The sequence below is a fragment of the Mycolicibacterium arabiense genome, from assembly GCF_010731815.2.
GTDB lineage: Bacteria > Actinomycetota > Actinomycetes > Mycobacteriales > Mycobacteriaceae > Mycobacterium > Mycobacterium arabiense.
Map to the genome: position 1 here is coordinate 3,412,433 of NZ_AP022593.1, position 17,350 is coordinate 3,429,782.

A 17,350-nucleotide genomic window follows, 5' to 3' on the forward strand; every position below is an offset into this window, starting at 1 on the left:
GACGCGATCGACGCGGTCTCAGTCCTTGCGGGTGCGGCCGGCCAGGCCGATGAGTTCTTCGTGCAGCTCGAACCAGACGGTGTGGTACGAGTCGACCAGTGGGCGGCTCAACCAGGCCAGATCGCCCGCGGCGGCCAGACGCAGCGCGGCCGCGAGCCGGTCGGAGTAGCGGCTCAGCCGCGGCAGCAGCTCGGCCGCGGCGACGATCACGGGCGTCACGCGCTGGTGGACGTCCTGCACGCTCGCCAGCACGGAGGCGTCGCCGGCCGGATCTGCCGCACCGCCCGCTCGCGCTAGCTGCCACTGCGAGAGCGCGGACTTGAAGTCGGCGTTCACCGGGGTGAACCGCTCGTACACCGCCTCGGCAGCCGCGCGGTCGACGGTCGCGCGTTCGGCCGCGAGCAACTCCGCCAGCCGCTCGCGGCCCGTCGGGGTCAGCCGCAGCGCGGGTGTGTCGAGCAGGGCGCCGTCGGCCACCAGACGGTCGACGATCGAGTTCGGGTCCGCGCCCAGCGCGTCGGCCAGGTCGGCTGCGCTGACCCGCCCCTTCAGCCGCACGGTCTGCAGGACGTCGCGTTCGTTCACGTGGCGAGCCCCAGTCGCGCTGCCACCAACGTCGCCACCAACGGCTCGGGCGACCTCGCGTCCACCAGGCCCGACGCGAGCGCGGCAGCCACGGCGTCCTCCGAGGCGTCCAGCGCGGGGTGGTCGCCGTCGGCGTGCACCCGCAGCGGGCTCACGCGGCGGGCGATGTCGTCGAGCCGGTGCAATTCAGGGGTGTCGGCGGCCGACCACACCGTCGGTTCCAGCGCGCCGGCTCGCACCTCGCCGCTGTCGCCGTCGACGGTGATCATCGTGCCGTCGACCACGGCGCCCAGCCCGCTGCCGCACCCGACGACCGCGGGCAGCCCGAGTTCCCTCGCGACGATCGCGGCGTGGCTGGTGGCGCCGCCGACCTCGGTGACGACGCCGCGTGCCGCGACCATGCCCGCCATGTCGTCGGGGCTGGTCGTCGGTCGCACCAGGATCACGTCGTGGCCGGCGTCGGACGCGTCGACCGCGGCGTCGCTGGTCGTACAGGCCAGCCCGGACGCCACGCCTGGGCTCGCGGGCAGCCCCGTGGCCAGCAGCCGGGCCGCCAGCCGGGTCTCGGGGGCCAGCGTCGTCGCCATCGCCGCCCGCAGCTGCGCCGGGGTGACGCGGGCCAGCACCTCGGCTTCGTCGATCACGCCCTCGTCGTGCAGGGCCAGCGCCAGCCGCACCGCAGCACGGGCCGACCGCTGCGCGACGCGGGACTGCAGCAGCCACAGTTTGCCCGCCTCGACGGTGAACTCGACGTCCTGCACGTCGGCACCGTGCTGCTCGAGGCGGATACCCGCTGCCAGCAACTCGTCGTGGACGTCGGGCATGGTGCGGGCCAGCACGTCGAGGGTCTCGCAGTCCCTGGCACCGGACACCACGTCGTCGCCTTGGCCGGTCGGCAACCACTCGCCGAACGGTTCGGGCGATCCGGTCGCGGGGTTGCGCGTGAAGAGCACCCCGGTGCCCGACTCGGCGTCGAGGTTGCCGAACACCATCGCCTGCACCAGGACGGCGACCCGGTCGGGCTCGTCGAGCCGGTGGTGGGTCCGGTAGGCGAGCACGCGGTCCGACGTCCACGACTCCAGGACGGCGGCCATCGCGCCGCGCAACTGCTCGTAGGGATCGGTCGGCGGGTCGACGTGCACCGCGCGCCGGTAACCCCGCCGGAAGCGGTCCAGCGTGTCGCGGGCGAAGCCGGGCGAGTATCTCGCTGCCAGCGCATCGGCCACGGCGTCGTCGATGCCGACGTCGAGCACCGTCTCGAGCATCCCGGGCATCGACGTCACCCCGCTGCTGCGCACCGCGACCAGCAGCGGCCGCTCACCGCCGCCGAACGTCGCGCCGGTGCGCTCCTGCAGGGCCTTGAGACCGTCCAGGACGTCCGGCCAGGCCTCGTCGAGCACCGCGTGGGGGTCGACGGCGCACTCCCGGCACCAGGCGATGGTCAGACAGAAGGCCGGGGGCACCGGAAGTCCCAGGCGGGCGATCTCGCCGAGCGCCCGGCCCTTGCCACCGACCAGCGCGCGCGGATGGTCCGAATCCGCATCGAGCGTCAATACCCGGTGGTCATGGGCGCCGTGTTCGCCGCGTCGCTGCGCGTTCAGAGCCATCACCACCTCCGCCGTCGGTCCGGACGTACCCCGGCACATTGGTTGCCCGAGTCTAGGCACCCCACACCGCGGTGGCCCCATACACCACCCGCGGGGCGGCCGGCGTCGGATATGGTCACCCAAGCGCGACGCACGGGGCACGCCGCCAGTAGATTTGCGGCGATGGTCCGCTTTGCAGCGCGAAATCGTCGGGGACGAGAACGGCATCGTGACATCGGCGTCGCGATGCGCACCACGGGCTTCTTGAATGGACCGACGATGGCCGGACACCAAACGGTGCTGGTCAGCGCGTCCATTACGGACCCGGCAGCCATAACTTCAGCGTCGTCCGACATGGACGTCTGACACACACGGGCCGACAAGGGACACACCGAATGGTCAATCAACTCGAGCATGCCACCGAAGCGCTCCGCAAGGCGCTCGGCCAGGTCGAACGGCTCAAGAACCAGAACCGCGCACTCCTGGAGCGCTCCGGCGAGCCGATCGCCGTCGTCGGCATGTCCTGCCGGTACCCCGGCGGAGTCGAGAGCCCCGAGGACCTCTGGCGCATGGTCGCCGAGGGCCGCGACGTCATCTCCGAACTCCCGGAGGACCGCGGCTGGGACACCGCCGGGCTGTACGACCCCGACCCCGACGCCCCGGGCAAGTCGTACGCCAAGACCGGCGGCTTCGTGGAGAACGTCGCCGACTTCGACGCAGGCTTCTTCGGCATCGCCACCAACGAGGCGATGGCCATGGATCCGCAGCAACGCATGCTGCTCGAGCTGTCCTGGGAGGCGCTCGAGCGCTCCGGCGTCGATCCGAGTTCGCTGCGCGGCAGCTCGACGGGCGTGTTCGCAGGCGTCATCGCAGGCGGCTACGGCATGTCCGACGATGCCATCGAGGGCTACCGCCTGACCGGTATGACGTCCAGCGTGACCTCGGGCCGCGTGGCCTACGTGCTGGGCCTCGAGGGTCCGGCCGTGTCCGTCGACACCGCATGCTCGTCGTCGCTGGTCGCGCTGCACATGGCCGTGCAGGCCCTGCGCCTCGGGGAATGCGACCTCGCGCTCGCCGGCGGCGTCACCGTCAACGCGACGCCCACCATCTTCGTCGAGTTCAGCCGCCACCGCGGCCTCGCGCCCGACGGCCGCTGCAAGCCCTACGCCAACGCCGCCAACGGCGTGGGCTGGGCCGAGGGCGGCGGCGTGCTCGTCGTCGAGCGCCTGTCCGACGCCATCCGCAACGGCCACCAGGTGCTTGCCGTCGTCAAGGGCACCGCCGTCAACCAGGACGGCGCGTCCAACGGGTTGACCGCGCCCAACGGCCCGTCACAGCAGCGCGTGGTGCGCGCCGCACTGGCCAACGCAGGGCTGACCACCGCCCAGGTCGACGTCGTCGAGGGCCACGGCACCGGCACCCCGCTGGGTGACCCGATCGAGGCCCAGGCACTGCTCGCCACCTACGGCCAGGAACGGTCGAACCCGCTGTGGCTGGGGTCGGTGAAGTCCAACATGGGCCACACCCAGGCTGCGGCGGGCGTCGCAGGCGTCATCAAGATGATCATGGCGATGCACAACGACGTGCTGCCCAAGTCGCTGCACGTCGACGAGCCCAGCCCGCACGTCGACTGGACCGCCGGTGCGGTGTCCCTGTTGGCCGAGGCGCAGCCGTGGCCCGCGGGACCCACGCCCCGCCGGGCAGGTATCTCGTCGTTCGGCATCAGCGGCACCAACGCACACGTGATCGTCGAAGAGCCTGCGGCACTTGACCGTTCGGCCTCCGCCGAGACGGCTCCGGCGGCACCCCTGCTCCCGTGGGTGCTCACCGCCAAGACCCCCGCTGCGCTCGCCGGACAGGCGAGCAAGCTCACCGCCTACCTCGACGGGCACGACGTCACCGACCTCGACGTGGCGTGGACCCTGTCCGGCCGCGCGGCGTTCGAACACCGCGCCGTGGTGCTCGGCACCGACCGCGACTCGCTGCTCGCCGGACTGGCCGAACTCTCCGCGGCGTCGGATACCCCGGCCCGTGCGATCAGCGGGCACGCGACGCCGACGGCCAAGACCGCCTTCGTCTTCCCGGGCCAGGGCAGCCAGTGGCTCGGCATGGGCATCGAACTCCTCGACAGCTCACCGGTTTTCGCCGAGGAGATCGCCGCGTGCGGTGAGGCGCTGTCGGAGTTCGTGGACTGGTCGCTGATCGACGTCCTGCGCGGGGTCGATGGCGCCCCCACCCTGGACCGCGTCGACGTCGTGCAGCCCGCGCTGTTCGCGATCATGGTGTCGCTGGCCCGGCTGTGGCGTTCGCTCGGTGTGACCCCGGATGCCGTGATCGGCCACTCGCAGGGCGAGATCGCCGCGGCCTACGTCGCAGGCGCCCTGTCGCTGCGCGACGCCGCTCGCGTCGTGGCCCTGCGGAGCAAGCTCTTGGTCGTGCTGTCCGGCGAGGCAGGCATGGTGTCGCTGGCGTGCAGCGCCGACCGGGCCCGGGAATTGCTGCTGGGCCTCGAAGGCCTCGGCATCGCCGCGATCAACGGCCGCAACGCGGTCGTGGTGTCCGGCGCGAGCGCCCAGCTCGACGAACTGATCCGCCAGTGCGAGGCGCTCGAGATCCGGGCACGCCGCATCGACGTCGACTACGCATCGCACTCGGTGCAGGTAGAGGCCATCCGCGACCAGCTGATCGAGGCGCTCGCCGACGTCGAACCGCGTTCCGTGAAAACGGCTTTCGTCTCGACGGTCACCGGCGAGCTGATGGACACTGCAGGCCTGGACGCCCAGTACTGGTACCGCAACCTGCGTCAGACGGTCGAGTTCGACAAGGCCGTCCGCACCGCGTGCAAGCACGGCTACCGCGCGTTCATCGAGTCCAGCCCCCACCCCGTGCTGATCGCGGGCGTCGAGGACACCGTGCTCGACGCCACCGAGGGTGTCGAACCGATCGTGGTGCCGTCGCTCGGCCGCGACGACGGCGGCCTGGACCGCTTCATGGCATCGGCCGCCCAGGCCTGGGTCGCGGGCGTTCCCGTGGTCTGGCGCGAGGCGTGCGCCGGTGGCGCACTGGCAGACCTGCCCACCTATGCATTCGAGCGACGCCGGTTCTGGTTGTCCGGCGGCGCAGGCGGTTCCGGCGATGCGGCCGGCTTCGGCCTGGCCGGCTCCGGCCACGCACTGCTCAACGCCGTCGTCGAGGTCCCCGACTCGGGCCAGATCATGCTGACCGGCCGCCTGGCCGCGTCGTCGCAGGGTTGGCTGTCCGACCACGCGGTCGGTGGCACCGTGCTGTTCCCCGGCGCTGGCTTCGTCGAACTCGTCATCCGCGCAGGTGACGAGGTGGGCTGCCCGGCCATCGAGGAACTGACCCTGCAGGCGCCGCTGGTGGTGCCGCCGACGGGTGTTCCGCTGCGCGTGGTGGTGGGACCGGAGCAGGACTCTGGCTCCCGCGCGGTGTCGGTGTTCTCCCGACCCAATGACGAAGCGGCGGAGTGGGTCTGCAACGCCGAGGCCGTCATCGGCACGGAGGCGGGCGCCCCCGCCGCCGACCTGACGGAGTGGCCGCCCACCGGCGCCGTCCCCGTGGACGTCACCGACGCCTACGCCATGCTCGCCGAGCGCGGCTACGAGTACGGTCCCGCGTTCCGCGGGCTGAACGCGATGTGGCGGCGAGGCGCCGAGGTGTTCGCGGAGGTCGCACTGCCGCAGGACGTGGCTGCCGGTGACTTCGGCGTCCACCCCGCGCTGCTCGACTCCGCACTGCACGCGGTGGCACTCGCCGCCGAGGATCATGCGCTGGCACTTCCGTTCTCGTGGGAGCAGGTCACCCTGCACGCCGCGGGCGCATCGTCGGTTCGCGTCCGCATCACCCCAACCGGCACCCACTCGGTGTCGATCGAACTGGCCGATGGTCTCGGCCTGCCGGTGCTGTCGGTCGGGTCGATGACGGCCAGGCCGGTCAGCGCCGACCAGATCGCGTCGGCCATGGCGGGTAGCCGCGCCGAGGGCGAACTCTTCGAGGTCGAGTGGTCGCCCCTTACCGCACCCGAGACGGTGGCGCCGCTGCCCGAGGGCGTAGTCACGTTCGATTCCGCCGCGGTCTCAAGCGATTCCGCCGATCTGCCCGCCGCCGTGCGGGACGCGACGATCACCGCGCTGACGGCCATCCAGTCCTTCCTGGCCGAGCCGGCAGGCACGCTGGTGGTCGTCACCCGTGGCGCAGTGGCACCGCTGCCCGGCACCGACGTCACCGACCTGGCCGGTGCGGCGGTGTGGGGCCTGGTCCGCGCAGCGCAGACCGAGAACCCGGGCCGCATCGTGCTGGCCGACGTATCGGCCGAGTACGACCTCGCCACCCTGCTCTCGGTCGGCGAGCCGCAGCTCGTCCTGCGCGACGGTGCGCTCTACGCGCCCCGCGTGGTGCGCAGCCGCGGTACCGACGGCGTCCTCACCCCGCCCGACTCCGGCAAGCCGTGGCGCCTCGGCGTCACGACCGCGGGCACGTTCGAGGACCTCGCTCTGCTCGAGGTGCCGAACTCCGACGCACCCCTGCCGGCCGGCCACATCCGGGTCGAGATGCGCGCCGTCGCAGCCAACTTCCGCGACGTCATGATCACCCTGGGCATGTTCACTCACGACGCGCTCATCGGTAGCGAGGGCTCCGGCGTCATCACCGAGATCGGTCCGGACGTCACGGGCTTCGAGGTCGGTCAGCGCGTGATGGGCCTGTTCCCCGAGGGCACCGGCACGCTCGTCGCGGCCGACGCCCGGCTGATCGCCCCGATCCCCACCGGGTGGACGGACGCCGAGGCCGCCGCCGCACTCGTGGTGTTCACCACCGCCTACTACGGGCTCAAGGAACTGGCCGACGTCCAACCCGGCCAGTCGATCCTCATCCACGCGGCCACCGGCGGCGTGGGTCTCGCCGCCGTGCAGCTGGCTCGCTACTGGGGCATGGAGGTGTACACCACCGCCAGCCGGCCCAAGTGGGACACGTTGCGCGCATTGGGCTTCGACGACGACCACATCGGCGACTCCCGCAACCTGGACTTCGAGCAGAAGTTCCTCGAGGTCACCGGCGGCCGCGGGTTCGACGTGGTACTCGACTCGCTCGCAGGCGACTTCGTCGACGCGTCGCTGCGTCTGCTGCCCCGCGGTGGCGTGTTCCTCGAGATGGGCAAGACCGACATCCGCGACGCCGACACCATCGCCGCCGCGCACGAGGGCGTCCGGTACCGCGCGTTCGACCTGTTCGAGCCCGGCCGGCCCCGCATGCACGACTACATCGTCGAGCTGTCAGGCATGTTCGAATCCGGCATCCTCACCCCGCTGCCGGTCACGACGTTCGACGTCCGGCGCGGCCACGCCGCGCTGCGGCACCTGAGCCAGGCCCGCCACATCGGCAAGATCGTGATGACGATGCCGGGCAACTGGTCCTCGGGCACCGTCCTGATCACCGGCGGCACCGGCATGGCAGGCGCCGCGATCGCCCGGCACGTCGTGGCCGCGCACGGCGCGCGGCACCTGCTGCTGGTGTCGCGCCGCGGACCCGACGCCCCCGGCGCCGCGGAACTCGTCGACGAACTCACCGCCGCGGGCGCCGACGTCCGCGTGGTGGCCGCCGACGCCGCCGACCGTGCCCAGCTCCAAGCCGTGCTCGACGGCGTGGAGGTGCCGCTGACGGCGGTCGTGCACGCGACCGGCGTCCTCGACGACGCCGTGATCGGCTCGCTGACGCCCGAACGCGTCGAGCCCGTCCTGCGCGCCAAGGTCGACGCCGCATGGAACCTGCACGAACTCACCCGGGGCGCCAATCTCGGTGCCTTCGTGCTGTTCTCGTCGATGGCAGGCGTGGTCGGCTCGGCCGGCCAGGCCAACTACTGCGCCGCGAACACGTTCGTCGACGGCCTCGCCACGCACCGGCGGGCTCACGGCCTGCCGGCGACGTCGCTCGCGTGGGGTCTGTGGGACCAGGCGAGTGCGATGACCGGTCACCTCGAAGAGGCCGACCTGTCCCGCCTCGGCCGCGACGGCATCCTCGCGATGTCGAGCGACGACGCCATGGCGCTGTTCGACAGCGCACTCGTCGTCGGCGAGCCCCTGCTGGCACCGGCGCGGATCGACCGCAGCGCGCTGCGCACCCGGTCCGCCCAGGGCGTGCTGCCGCCGATGTTCAGCCGCCTGGCCAGTGCGCCGACCCGCCGCCGCGTCGACGACTCGCTGGTCGCCGCAAAGTCGAAGTCGGCTCTGGCGCAACGTCTGCAGGGCCTCTCGGAGCCCGCGCAGCAGGCGCTCATCCTGGACCTGCTGCGGTCGCACATGTCGACCGTGCTCGGGACCACCGAGCCGGAGTCGATCAACGCGGACCTGGCGTTCTCCGATCACGGCTTCGACTCGCTGACCGCCGTCGAGCTGCGCAACCGGCTCAAGACGGCGACCGGCCTCGCGCTGTCGCCGACGCTGATCTTCGACTACCCCACCCCGCAGGCACTCGCCGGCTACATCCGCACCGAACTGGCCGGGGACGCCTCGGCCCAGGAGCAGGCACGACAGACCACGACGGTGCAGTCCGTGGTCGACGAGCCGATCGCCATCGTCGGCATCTCCTGCCGCTACCCCGGCGGCGTCGACTCGCCGGAAACGCTGTGGGACATGGTCGCAGGAGGTCGCGACGTCGTCTCGGACTTCCCGACCGACCGCGGCTGGGACCTGGCGAACCTGTTCGACGCCGATCCCGATGCGGCGGGCACGTCCTACGCCAACACCGGCGGCTTCCTCTACGACGCCGCTGACTTCGACCCGGCGTTCTTCGGCGTCTCCCCCACCGAGGCGCTGGCCATGGACCCGCAGCAGCGGCTGTTCCTGGAACTCGCCTGGGAGGCCCTGGAGCGCGGCGGGTTCGACCCCGCGTCGTTGCGAGGCAGTGCCACCGGCGTGTTCGCGGGCGTCTACGCCCAGGGTTACGGCATCGGGGCCGACGGCGCCGAGGGCTTCCGTCTGACGGGCCAGGCGTCGAGCGTGGCGTCGGGCCGGGTGTCCTACGTGCTGGGCCTCGAGGGTCCCGCCGTGTCGGTCGACACCGCGTGCTCCTCGTCGCTGGTCGCACTGCACATGGCGGTGCAGGCACTGCGCCTCGGTGAGTGCGACCTCGCGCTCGCGGGCGGTGTCACCATCAACGCGACACCGGACGTCTTCGTCGAGTTCAGCAGGCAGCGCGGACTGTCCTCGGACGGTCGGTGCAAGTCGTTCGCGGGTGCCGCGGACGGCACCGGATTCGCCGACGGCGGCGGCATTCTCGTCGTCGAGCGCCTGTCCGACGCCCAGCGCAACGGCCATCAGGTCCTTGCCGTGGTGCGCGGTTCGGCGATCAACCAGGACGGCGCGTCCAACGGACTCACCGCCCCCAACGGTCCGTCGCAGCAGCGCGTCGTGCGTGCCGCACTCGCCAACGCCGGTCTGACGCCGTCGGACGTCGACGCCGTCGAGGCGCACGGCACCGGCACCACCCTCGGCGACCCGATCGAGGCGCAGGCACTGCTGGCGACCTACGGGCAGAACCGCTCGGAGCCGCTGTACCTGGGTTCGATCAAGTCGAACATGGGTCACAGCCAGGCCGCCGCCGGCGTCGCAGGCATCATCAAGATGGTCGAATCACTGCGTCACGACACGCTTCCCGCGACGCTGCACGTCGACGAGCCCAGCCCGCACGTGGACTGGTCGATGGGTTCGATCGCGCTACTCACCGAGCCGCGACCGTGGCAGCCCAACGGCCACCCGCGCCGTGCAGGCGTCTCGTCGTTCGGGATCAGCGGCACCAACGCGCACGTGATCATCGAGGAGGCTCCGGCCGACCCGGCAACCGACGCGCGCGTGGTCACCGAGCATCCGCCGGTGGTGCCGTGGACGTTGTCGGCGAAGTCGCCCGACGCACTGACCGCCCAGGCCCGCCGCATCGCCGAGCACCTCGACGCCCACCCGGACGTCGACCCGCTCGACGTCGGCTGGACCCTCGGCGGCCGCAGTGCCTTCCCGCACCGCGCGGTGGTGCTCGGCGCCGACCGCGACGAGCTGCTGCGCGGGTTGAGCGCGCTGTCGCTCGACGAGCCGGCCAACGGCTTCGTCCGCGGCCGCGCCAGTGGTGGCGGCAAGACGGCGTTCGTGTTCCCGGGCCAGGGCTCCCAGGCGCTCGGCATGGGACGTGAGTTGCACGCCGCCTACCCGGCGTTCGCCGACGCGTTCGACGCCACCGCACGCGAACTCGACCGACACCTGCTGCGTCCGGTGCGCGACGTGATGTGGGGCGCCAACGACACGCTGGTCGACAGCACCGAATTCGCCCAGCCGGCACTGTTCGCCATCGAGGTGGCACTGTTCCGCCTGCTCGAAACGTGGGGCGTGCGGCCGGACTACCTGATCGGACACTCGATCGGCGAGCTGTCGGCCGCACACGTGGCCGGGGTCCTGTCGCTGGAGAACGCGTCAGCGCTCGTCGTCGCCCGCGGCAGGCTCATGCAGCGCCTGCCCGAGGGCGGCGCGATGGTCGCCATCGCCGCCACCGAGGACGAGGTGGCACCGCTGCTCAGCGGTGACGTCTCGATCGCCGCGGTGAACGCGCCCGGCTCCGTGGTGATCTCGGGCCCGCAGGACGCGGTGCTCGCGGTCGCCGAGACACTGCGCGAGCAGGGTCGTCGCACGCACCGGCTCGCGGTGTCGCACGCATTCCACTCGTCGCTGATGGAGCCGATGCTGCTGGAGTTCAACACCCTTGCCAGCGGCATGTCCGTCACGGCGCCGAGCATCCCGGTGATCTCCAACCTCACCGGCGAGGTGGCAGGCCCGGACTTCGGCACGTCGGCGTACTGGCAGCGGCACATCCGCGAGGCGGTGCGCTTCGCCGACGGTGTGCGCGCACTGGCCGCGGCAGGCGTCACCCGGTTCCTCGAACTCGGGCCTGCCAGCGGGCTGACGGCGTCGATCGCGCAGACCCTGGCCGATCCAGACGCCGCGGTCGAGCCGGTCGCCGCGTCGGTGTTGCGCAAGGACCGGCCGGAACCGATGACCCTGCTGACCGCGCTCAGCGAGTACTCGATCGCCGGTGGCGACGTCTCGTGGCGCGGTGTCTGCGACGGCGGCCGATTGGTCGACCTGCCCACCTACGCCTTCCAGCGCCGCCGCTTCTGGCTGTCCACGCAGGGCTCGGGTGCCACCAACGCCGTCGGCCTCGGCCTCGGCGGCACCGAGCACGCACTGCTCGGCGCGGTCGTCGACATGCCGGAGTCCGGTGGCGTCACGCTGACCGGTCGCCTGTCGGTGTCCACCCAGTCGTGGCTGTCCGATCACGCCGTCGGCGGGGTCGTGCTGTTCCCAGGCGCCGGATTCGTCGAGCTGGCGATCCGTGCCGGTGACGAGGTCGGCTGCAACACCGTCGACGAGCTGATGCTGCACGCACCGCTGGTCCTGCCGCCCGAGGGCGTCGCGGTCCAGGTCGTCGTGAGCGCGGCGGACGCGGGCGGTGCCCACGTGGTGTCGATCTTCTCCCGGCCCGACGCCGACGGCTCCCCGTGGACTTTGCACGCGGAGGGTGAACTCGGTGTCGAGGCGACCAAACCCGGTGCCGAACTCACGGTGTGGCCCCCGGTCGGGGCCCGCGAGGTAGACGTCGCCGACGCCTACGAGGTGTTGTCGGCGCGCGGCTACCAGTACGGCCCGGCGTTCCAGAACCTCACCGCGATGTGGCGGCGCGGCGACGAGATCTTCGCCGAGGTCAAGCTGGGACAGGACGTGCCGGTCGCCGGACTCGGCGTGCACCCCGCGCTGCTCGACGGCGCCCTGCACGCGGTGATCCTGGGCATGGACTCCGACGAGCTGGCGCTGCCCTTCTCCTGGCAGAAGGTGTCGCTGCACGCCGCGGGCGCGTCGGCGATCCGGGCTCGGATCGCGCCGAACGGCCCGAGTTCGATGTCGATCGACCTCGCCGACGGACTGGGTCTGCCGGTGCTGTCGGTGCAGTCGATGGTCGCCCGGCCGGTCACGGCCGAGCAGCTGGCTGCCGCGGTCGGCGGCACGAAGAACGGCGGCGAGCTGTTCGAGGTCATCTGGTCACCCGTCACCCCGCAGGCCGACGCAGCCGCGGCCGACGGCGACGTCCCGGTGTACGAGCTGGACACCCAGGCGCAGGAGTCCGAGGTGCCCGGCGTGTACGCCGCCACCCACGCGGCGCTGGAGCGGATGCAGGCCTGGCTCGCCGAACCGGCGGGCACGCTCGTCGTGGTCACCCGCGGCGCGGTCGCCATGCCGGGCGAGAAGCTCGTCAACCTGGCGGGCGGGGCGGCATGGGGCCTGATCCGGGCCGCTCAGACCGAGCACCCGGGCCGCGTCGTCCTCCTCGACACCGACGACGCCGCACCCGTCGACCAGAGCGTGCTGGCAGCCGTCGTCGCCACCGGCGAACCGCAGATCGTGATCCGCAAGGGCACCCTGCACCTCGCCCGCGTGGTGCCGAGCCGGGCCGCCGAGGCCGTGCTGACACCGCCGGCCGACGGTTCGCCGTGGCGGCTGGCCGTCAACAAGTCGGGCACGTCGGGGACCTTTGAAGACCTGGTGCTCGAGCCGATCCCGGATGCCGACGAACCGCTCGGCGCAGGCCGGGTGCGGGTGGCGATCCGCGCGATCGCGGCCAACTTCCGCGACGTGATGATCACCCTCGGGCTCTACCCGGGCGAGGCCGTGATGGGCATCGAGGCGACCGGCGTGGTCACCGAGGTGGGTCCCGACGTGGCGGGTGTGTCGGTGGGCGACCGCGTGATGGGTCTGTTCCCCGAGGGCACCGGCACCGTCGCCACCACCGACGCGCGCGTCGTGCTGCCCGTCCCGCCGCAGTGGCGTGACACCGAGGCCGCCGGCTTCACCGTGGGCTTCGCGACCGCGTTCTTCGCGCTGCGTCAGATCGCCGACGTGCAGCCCGGCCAGTCCGTGCTGATCCACGCCGCCACCGGTGGCGTCGGCATGGCGGCCGTGCAGCTGGCTCGGCACTGGGGCCTGGAGGTGTTCGCCACCGCCAGCCAGCCCAAGTGGGACACGTTGCGCGCCATGGGCTTCGACGACGACCACATCGGTGACTCCCGCACGCTGGACTTCGAGCAGAAGTTCATGGCCGTGACCGGTGGGCGTGGCGTCGACGTGGTGCTCGACGCCCTGGCCGGTGACTTCGTGGACGCGTCGCTGCGGCTGCTGCCGCGGGGCGGGGCGTTCCTCGAGATGGGCAAGACCGACATGCGCGAGCCCGACGCCGTGGCCGCCGCTCATCCGGGTGTGCGATACCGCGCCTTCGACCTGTTCGAAGCCGGCGCCGACGGCGTCGCCCGAATCCTCACGGGCGTCGCGGAACTCAGCCGCAGTGGAGTGCTTAAGCCGCTGCCGGTCGATCCGTGGGACGTGCGCCGTGCGCCTGCCGCGCTGCGTCACCTCAGCCAGGCCAAGCACATCGGCAAGGTCGTGATGACGATGCCCGACAACTGGGCGATGGGCACCGTGCTCATCACCGGCGGCACCGGCATGGCGGGCGCGTCGGTGGCCCGCCACGTCGTCGCCAATCACGGTGCGCGCGACCTGCTGCTGGTCTCGCGTCGTGGTCCGGACGCCCCGGGTGCCGACGAGCTGGTCGCCGAACTCACCGAGGCGGGCGCCAGCGTGCGTGTCGTCGCGGCCGACGTGTCCGATCGGGACGCGCTGGGCAAGGTGCTCGCCGAGATCGACCATCCGCGGGCGCTGTCGGCGGTGTTCCATACCGCCGGCGTGATCGACGACGCCGTCGTCACGTCGCTGACCCCGGAACGCGTCGACACCGTGCTGCGCGCCAAGGTCGACGCGGCGGACAACCTGCACGAGCTGACCCGCGACCTCGATCTGTCGGTGTTCGTCCTGTTCTCCTCGATGGCCGGTCTGGTCGGTGCGTCGGGGCAGGCGAACTACTCGGCGGCGAACGCGTACCTCGACGCACTGGCCAATCACCGGCGCTCGCTGGGACTGCCCGGCATGTCGCTGGGCTGGGGTCTGTGGGATCAGGCCAGCGGCATGACCGGCCACCTGGAGAACGTCGACATCGCACGGCTCAACCGCGACGGCATCCTGGCGATGTCCGTCGAGGAGGCCTTGACGCTGCTTGACGAGGCGCTGGTGGTCAACGAGCCGTTCCTGGTGCCTGCGCGCATCGATCGTGCTGCGCTGCGGACGAAGTCGTCGGCGGGCACGTTGCCGCCGATGTTCCTCGACCTCATCTCGGGTCCGTCGCGTCGCCAGGTGGGCGACTCGATGGCGGCCGCACAGTCGCGCTCGGCGCTGACCGCGCGGATGGCTGGGCTGCCGGTCGACGAGCAGCAGGCGGTCCTGCTGGATCTGGTGCGCTCGCACATGGCGACGGTGCTCGGCTTGCCGTCACCGGAGGCGATCGGCGCGGACCTGGCGTTCCAGGACCATGGCTTCGACTCGCTGACGGCCGTTGAGCTGCGCAACCGGCTCAAGGCCGCGACGGGTCTGACGCTGTCGCCGACGCTGATCTTCGACTATCCGAACCCGACGTCGCTCGCGGAGTACTTCCGCACGCAGCTGGTGGGCGAGGACGGCGAAGCGGCAGGCGACAAGGTCAGCGCGGTCGACGTGGAGCTGCAGCGCGTGGTGTCGTCGATCCCGATCAAGCGGCTGCGCCAGGCCGGCGTGCTCGACATGCTGCTCAACCTCGCCGGTCAGTCGGGTGACGTCACCGAGGACGCGGCAGGCGACCGGGGTGCGCAGAGCATCGAGGACATGGACCTGCAGGACCTGCTCAAGGCGTTCGACGACGATGACGACGACTAGGAAGCGATGAGGGTTCTGGTCGTCGGTGCCGACGGCACGCTGGGCCGGGGCGTCGCGCTCCGGCTGGTGAGCCTGGGCCACCACGTCGTCGGTCTCGGCGCGCGTCGTCCCGAGAGTTGGCCGGGCTCGGTCGAATTCGCGTCCTCGGTCGCGGATTCGTCGGGTTTCGACGCGGTTGCGATGTGCGCGGACGTCGACGTCGCGGGCGATGCCCGCCGGGTCGTCGTCCGGCACCCGCTGGTGCTGGGCCGTGACGCCGACGAGTCGGTGCTGCGGGCGTTCGCACGGCCGGTGCACCTGTACTCGGGCGACGAAGTGGACCGGCCGCTACAGGTCGTGCACCCGCACGACCTCGAGCGGGCGTACGTGCACGCGGTCGTCAGCGGGGCCACCGAGCCCGTGGAGATCGCGGCCACCGGCCAGACCACGTTCCGGGCCATCGCATCCGCGGTGGGCAGGCCGCTGGTGCGGGTGCCCGCGGGGTTCGCCTCCCCACCGGTCGAGTTCGGCCCCTGGCTGGACGGTTCCGACGCCATCACCCCGACCTGGTCGGCGTCCGAGTGCGTCGAGGACTTCGCGCTGGTGGTGCGCGCCCGGTTCGCGCTCGGCGAGCACGTCGTCGCGCTGCCGTGGCGGCTGCCGCGGGTCCGCGAGATCCCGGCCGTCGACACCCCCGCCGATGACGGCGTCGCCCCGGTCACGGCCGGGATCGACGGTCGTGCAGGCGAATTCGACACGCCCATCGACCCACGCTTCCCTGCGTTCGTCGCCACGAACCTGTCCGAGGCGCTGCCGGGGCCGTTCACGCCGTCCTCGGCGTCGGTGACCGTGCGCGGCACCAGGGCCGCGGCGCTGGTGATCGCCCAGCGCCTGCGGCCGGGTGGCGCCGTGCAGCGCGAGATGGCCAAGCGCACGACCGGTGTGTTCGGCCACCGCCTGTACGCGGGCATCACGTCGGGTCACTTCATGGCGCAGACGGTGCCGCTGGTGGATCCGGACATGATCATCGACGGGTTCTTCGGGCGCACCATCGAGGGCCTGTCGCTGTTCGGCGACGAGCTGCCGCCCATCGAGAAGCGTTCCCTGCCAGGCCATCTGCGCGGGGTGCTGACGTTCGCGAACAACCTGCTTGGCCTGACGGCGGGCTCGGGACGCGACACCCGCGACCTCGTCGGCGACGTGGCGCGGCTCGAGAAGCGGGCACGCGACGCCGCCGAACTCGACGATCAGCGGTTGCGTGAACTCATCGTGCTGGCGCGCGACCACGTGGTGCATGCCTGGGTGCTGGCGTCGGCGTCGATCCTGGTCTGCACGGCCTACGGGGTGATCCTGCGGCTGCTGTGCGGGCGCGACGTGCTGCCGTCCGCGGGAGCCGACGTCGCGAGCGCGCAGTCCCTCGGCGCGGTGCACCGGCTCGCGGCCATCGCCCGCACCGATCCGGCGCTGAGCGCACTGCTGAAGTCGGGCGACGCCGACCCCGACACGCTGGCCGCCGTCGCACCGGACTTCGCGGCCCGGCTGAAGCGCGAGGTGGACGCGATCGGTCACCGCGGCCCCGGCGAGGTCGAGATGCGCAGCGCCTCGTTCGCCGACGACCCCAGGCTGCTGCTGCGGATGGTCGCCAAGACCCTCGAACTGCCGCCGTGGGAGCCGCCGCCCCCGCCCGACATCCCGCTGTGGGTCCGGCCCATCGCTGCCGCGGCGTCGAGCCAGCTGCGCGACCGCGAGGTCCGTCGCGACCGGATGGTCAGGACCATCTGGCTGCTGCGTGGGCTGCTGCGCGAGTACGGCCGCCGACTCGTCGCCGAGGGCGTCGTGACCGAGGTGGACGACGTGTTCTACCTGCTGGTCGACGAACTCGACGCACCGCCGCCGGACGTGGCCTCGGTCGTCGCCAGGCGTCGCGTCGAGCAGACCGAGCTGGAGCGGATCGTGCCGCCGGAGGCGTTCAACGGCACGTGGGCGCCCACCGAGACCGCGGCGGTCCTGACCGGCGGCGAGGTGCTGCACGGCATGGGCGTGTGCGCCGGTGTGGCGCGCGGCCGGGTGCGGGTCGTGACGCCGGAGACGATCGACGACCTGGAGCCCGGCGAGATCCTCGTCGCGCAGGTGACCGACGTCGGGTACACGCCGGCCTTCGCCTACGCGGCGGCGGTGGTCACCGAACTCGGCGGTCACATGTCGCACGCGGCGATCGTCGCCCGCGAGTTCGGCGTGCCCTGCGTGGTGAACGCCCGCGGCGCATCGTCGAGCCTGCCGACCGGGACGATGATCGAAGTGGACGGCACCACCGGCGACGTCACGGTGCTGGGCTGACCCGTCACCGCTGGC

General features: G+C 72.0%; 4 protein-coding genes. 2 read left to right on the forward strand and 2 right to left on the reverse strand.

The window, feature by feature from the left end; genetic code table 11:
* Nucleotides 1-18: 18 nt before the first annotated feature.
* Nucleotides 19-585: a MarR family transcriptional regulator gene (locus G6N61_RS18045; protein WP_163919752.1), complete on the reverse strand. Its 567-nt coding sequence runs from the start codon at nt 583-585 to the stop codon at nt 19-21.
* On the reverse strand, nt 582-2,192 hold the full coding sequence (locus tag G6N61_RS18050) for a pyruvate, phosphate dikinase (protein WP_163919753.1): 1,611 nt from the start codon (nt 2,190-2,192) through the stop codon (nt 582-584). The genes G6N61_RS18045 and G6N61_RS18050 overlap by 4 nt, the downstream gene beginning before the upstream one ends.
* 374 nt (nt 2,193-2,566) lie before the next feature.
* Between G6N61_RS18050 and G6N61_RS18055 the strand changes: the two genes are divergently transcribed.
* Together G6N61_RS18055 and G6N61_RS18060 are read left to right on the forward strand one after the other, a co-directional pair.
* Entirely contained in the window at nt 2,567-15,019 is a 12,453-nt protein-coding gene (locus G6N61_RS18055) for a type I polyketide synthase (protein ID WP_163919754.1), read from the forward strand.
* Nucleotides 15,020-15,025: 6 nt separating this feature from the next.
* Nucleotides 15,026-17,335: a PEP-utilizing enzyme gene (locus tag G6N61_RS18060; protein WP_163919755.1), complete on the forward strand. Its 2,310-nt coding sequence runs from the start codon at nt 15,026-15,028 to the stop codon at nt 17,333-17,335.
* The last annotated feature ends 15 nt before the right edge of the window (nt 17,336-17,350 follow it).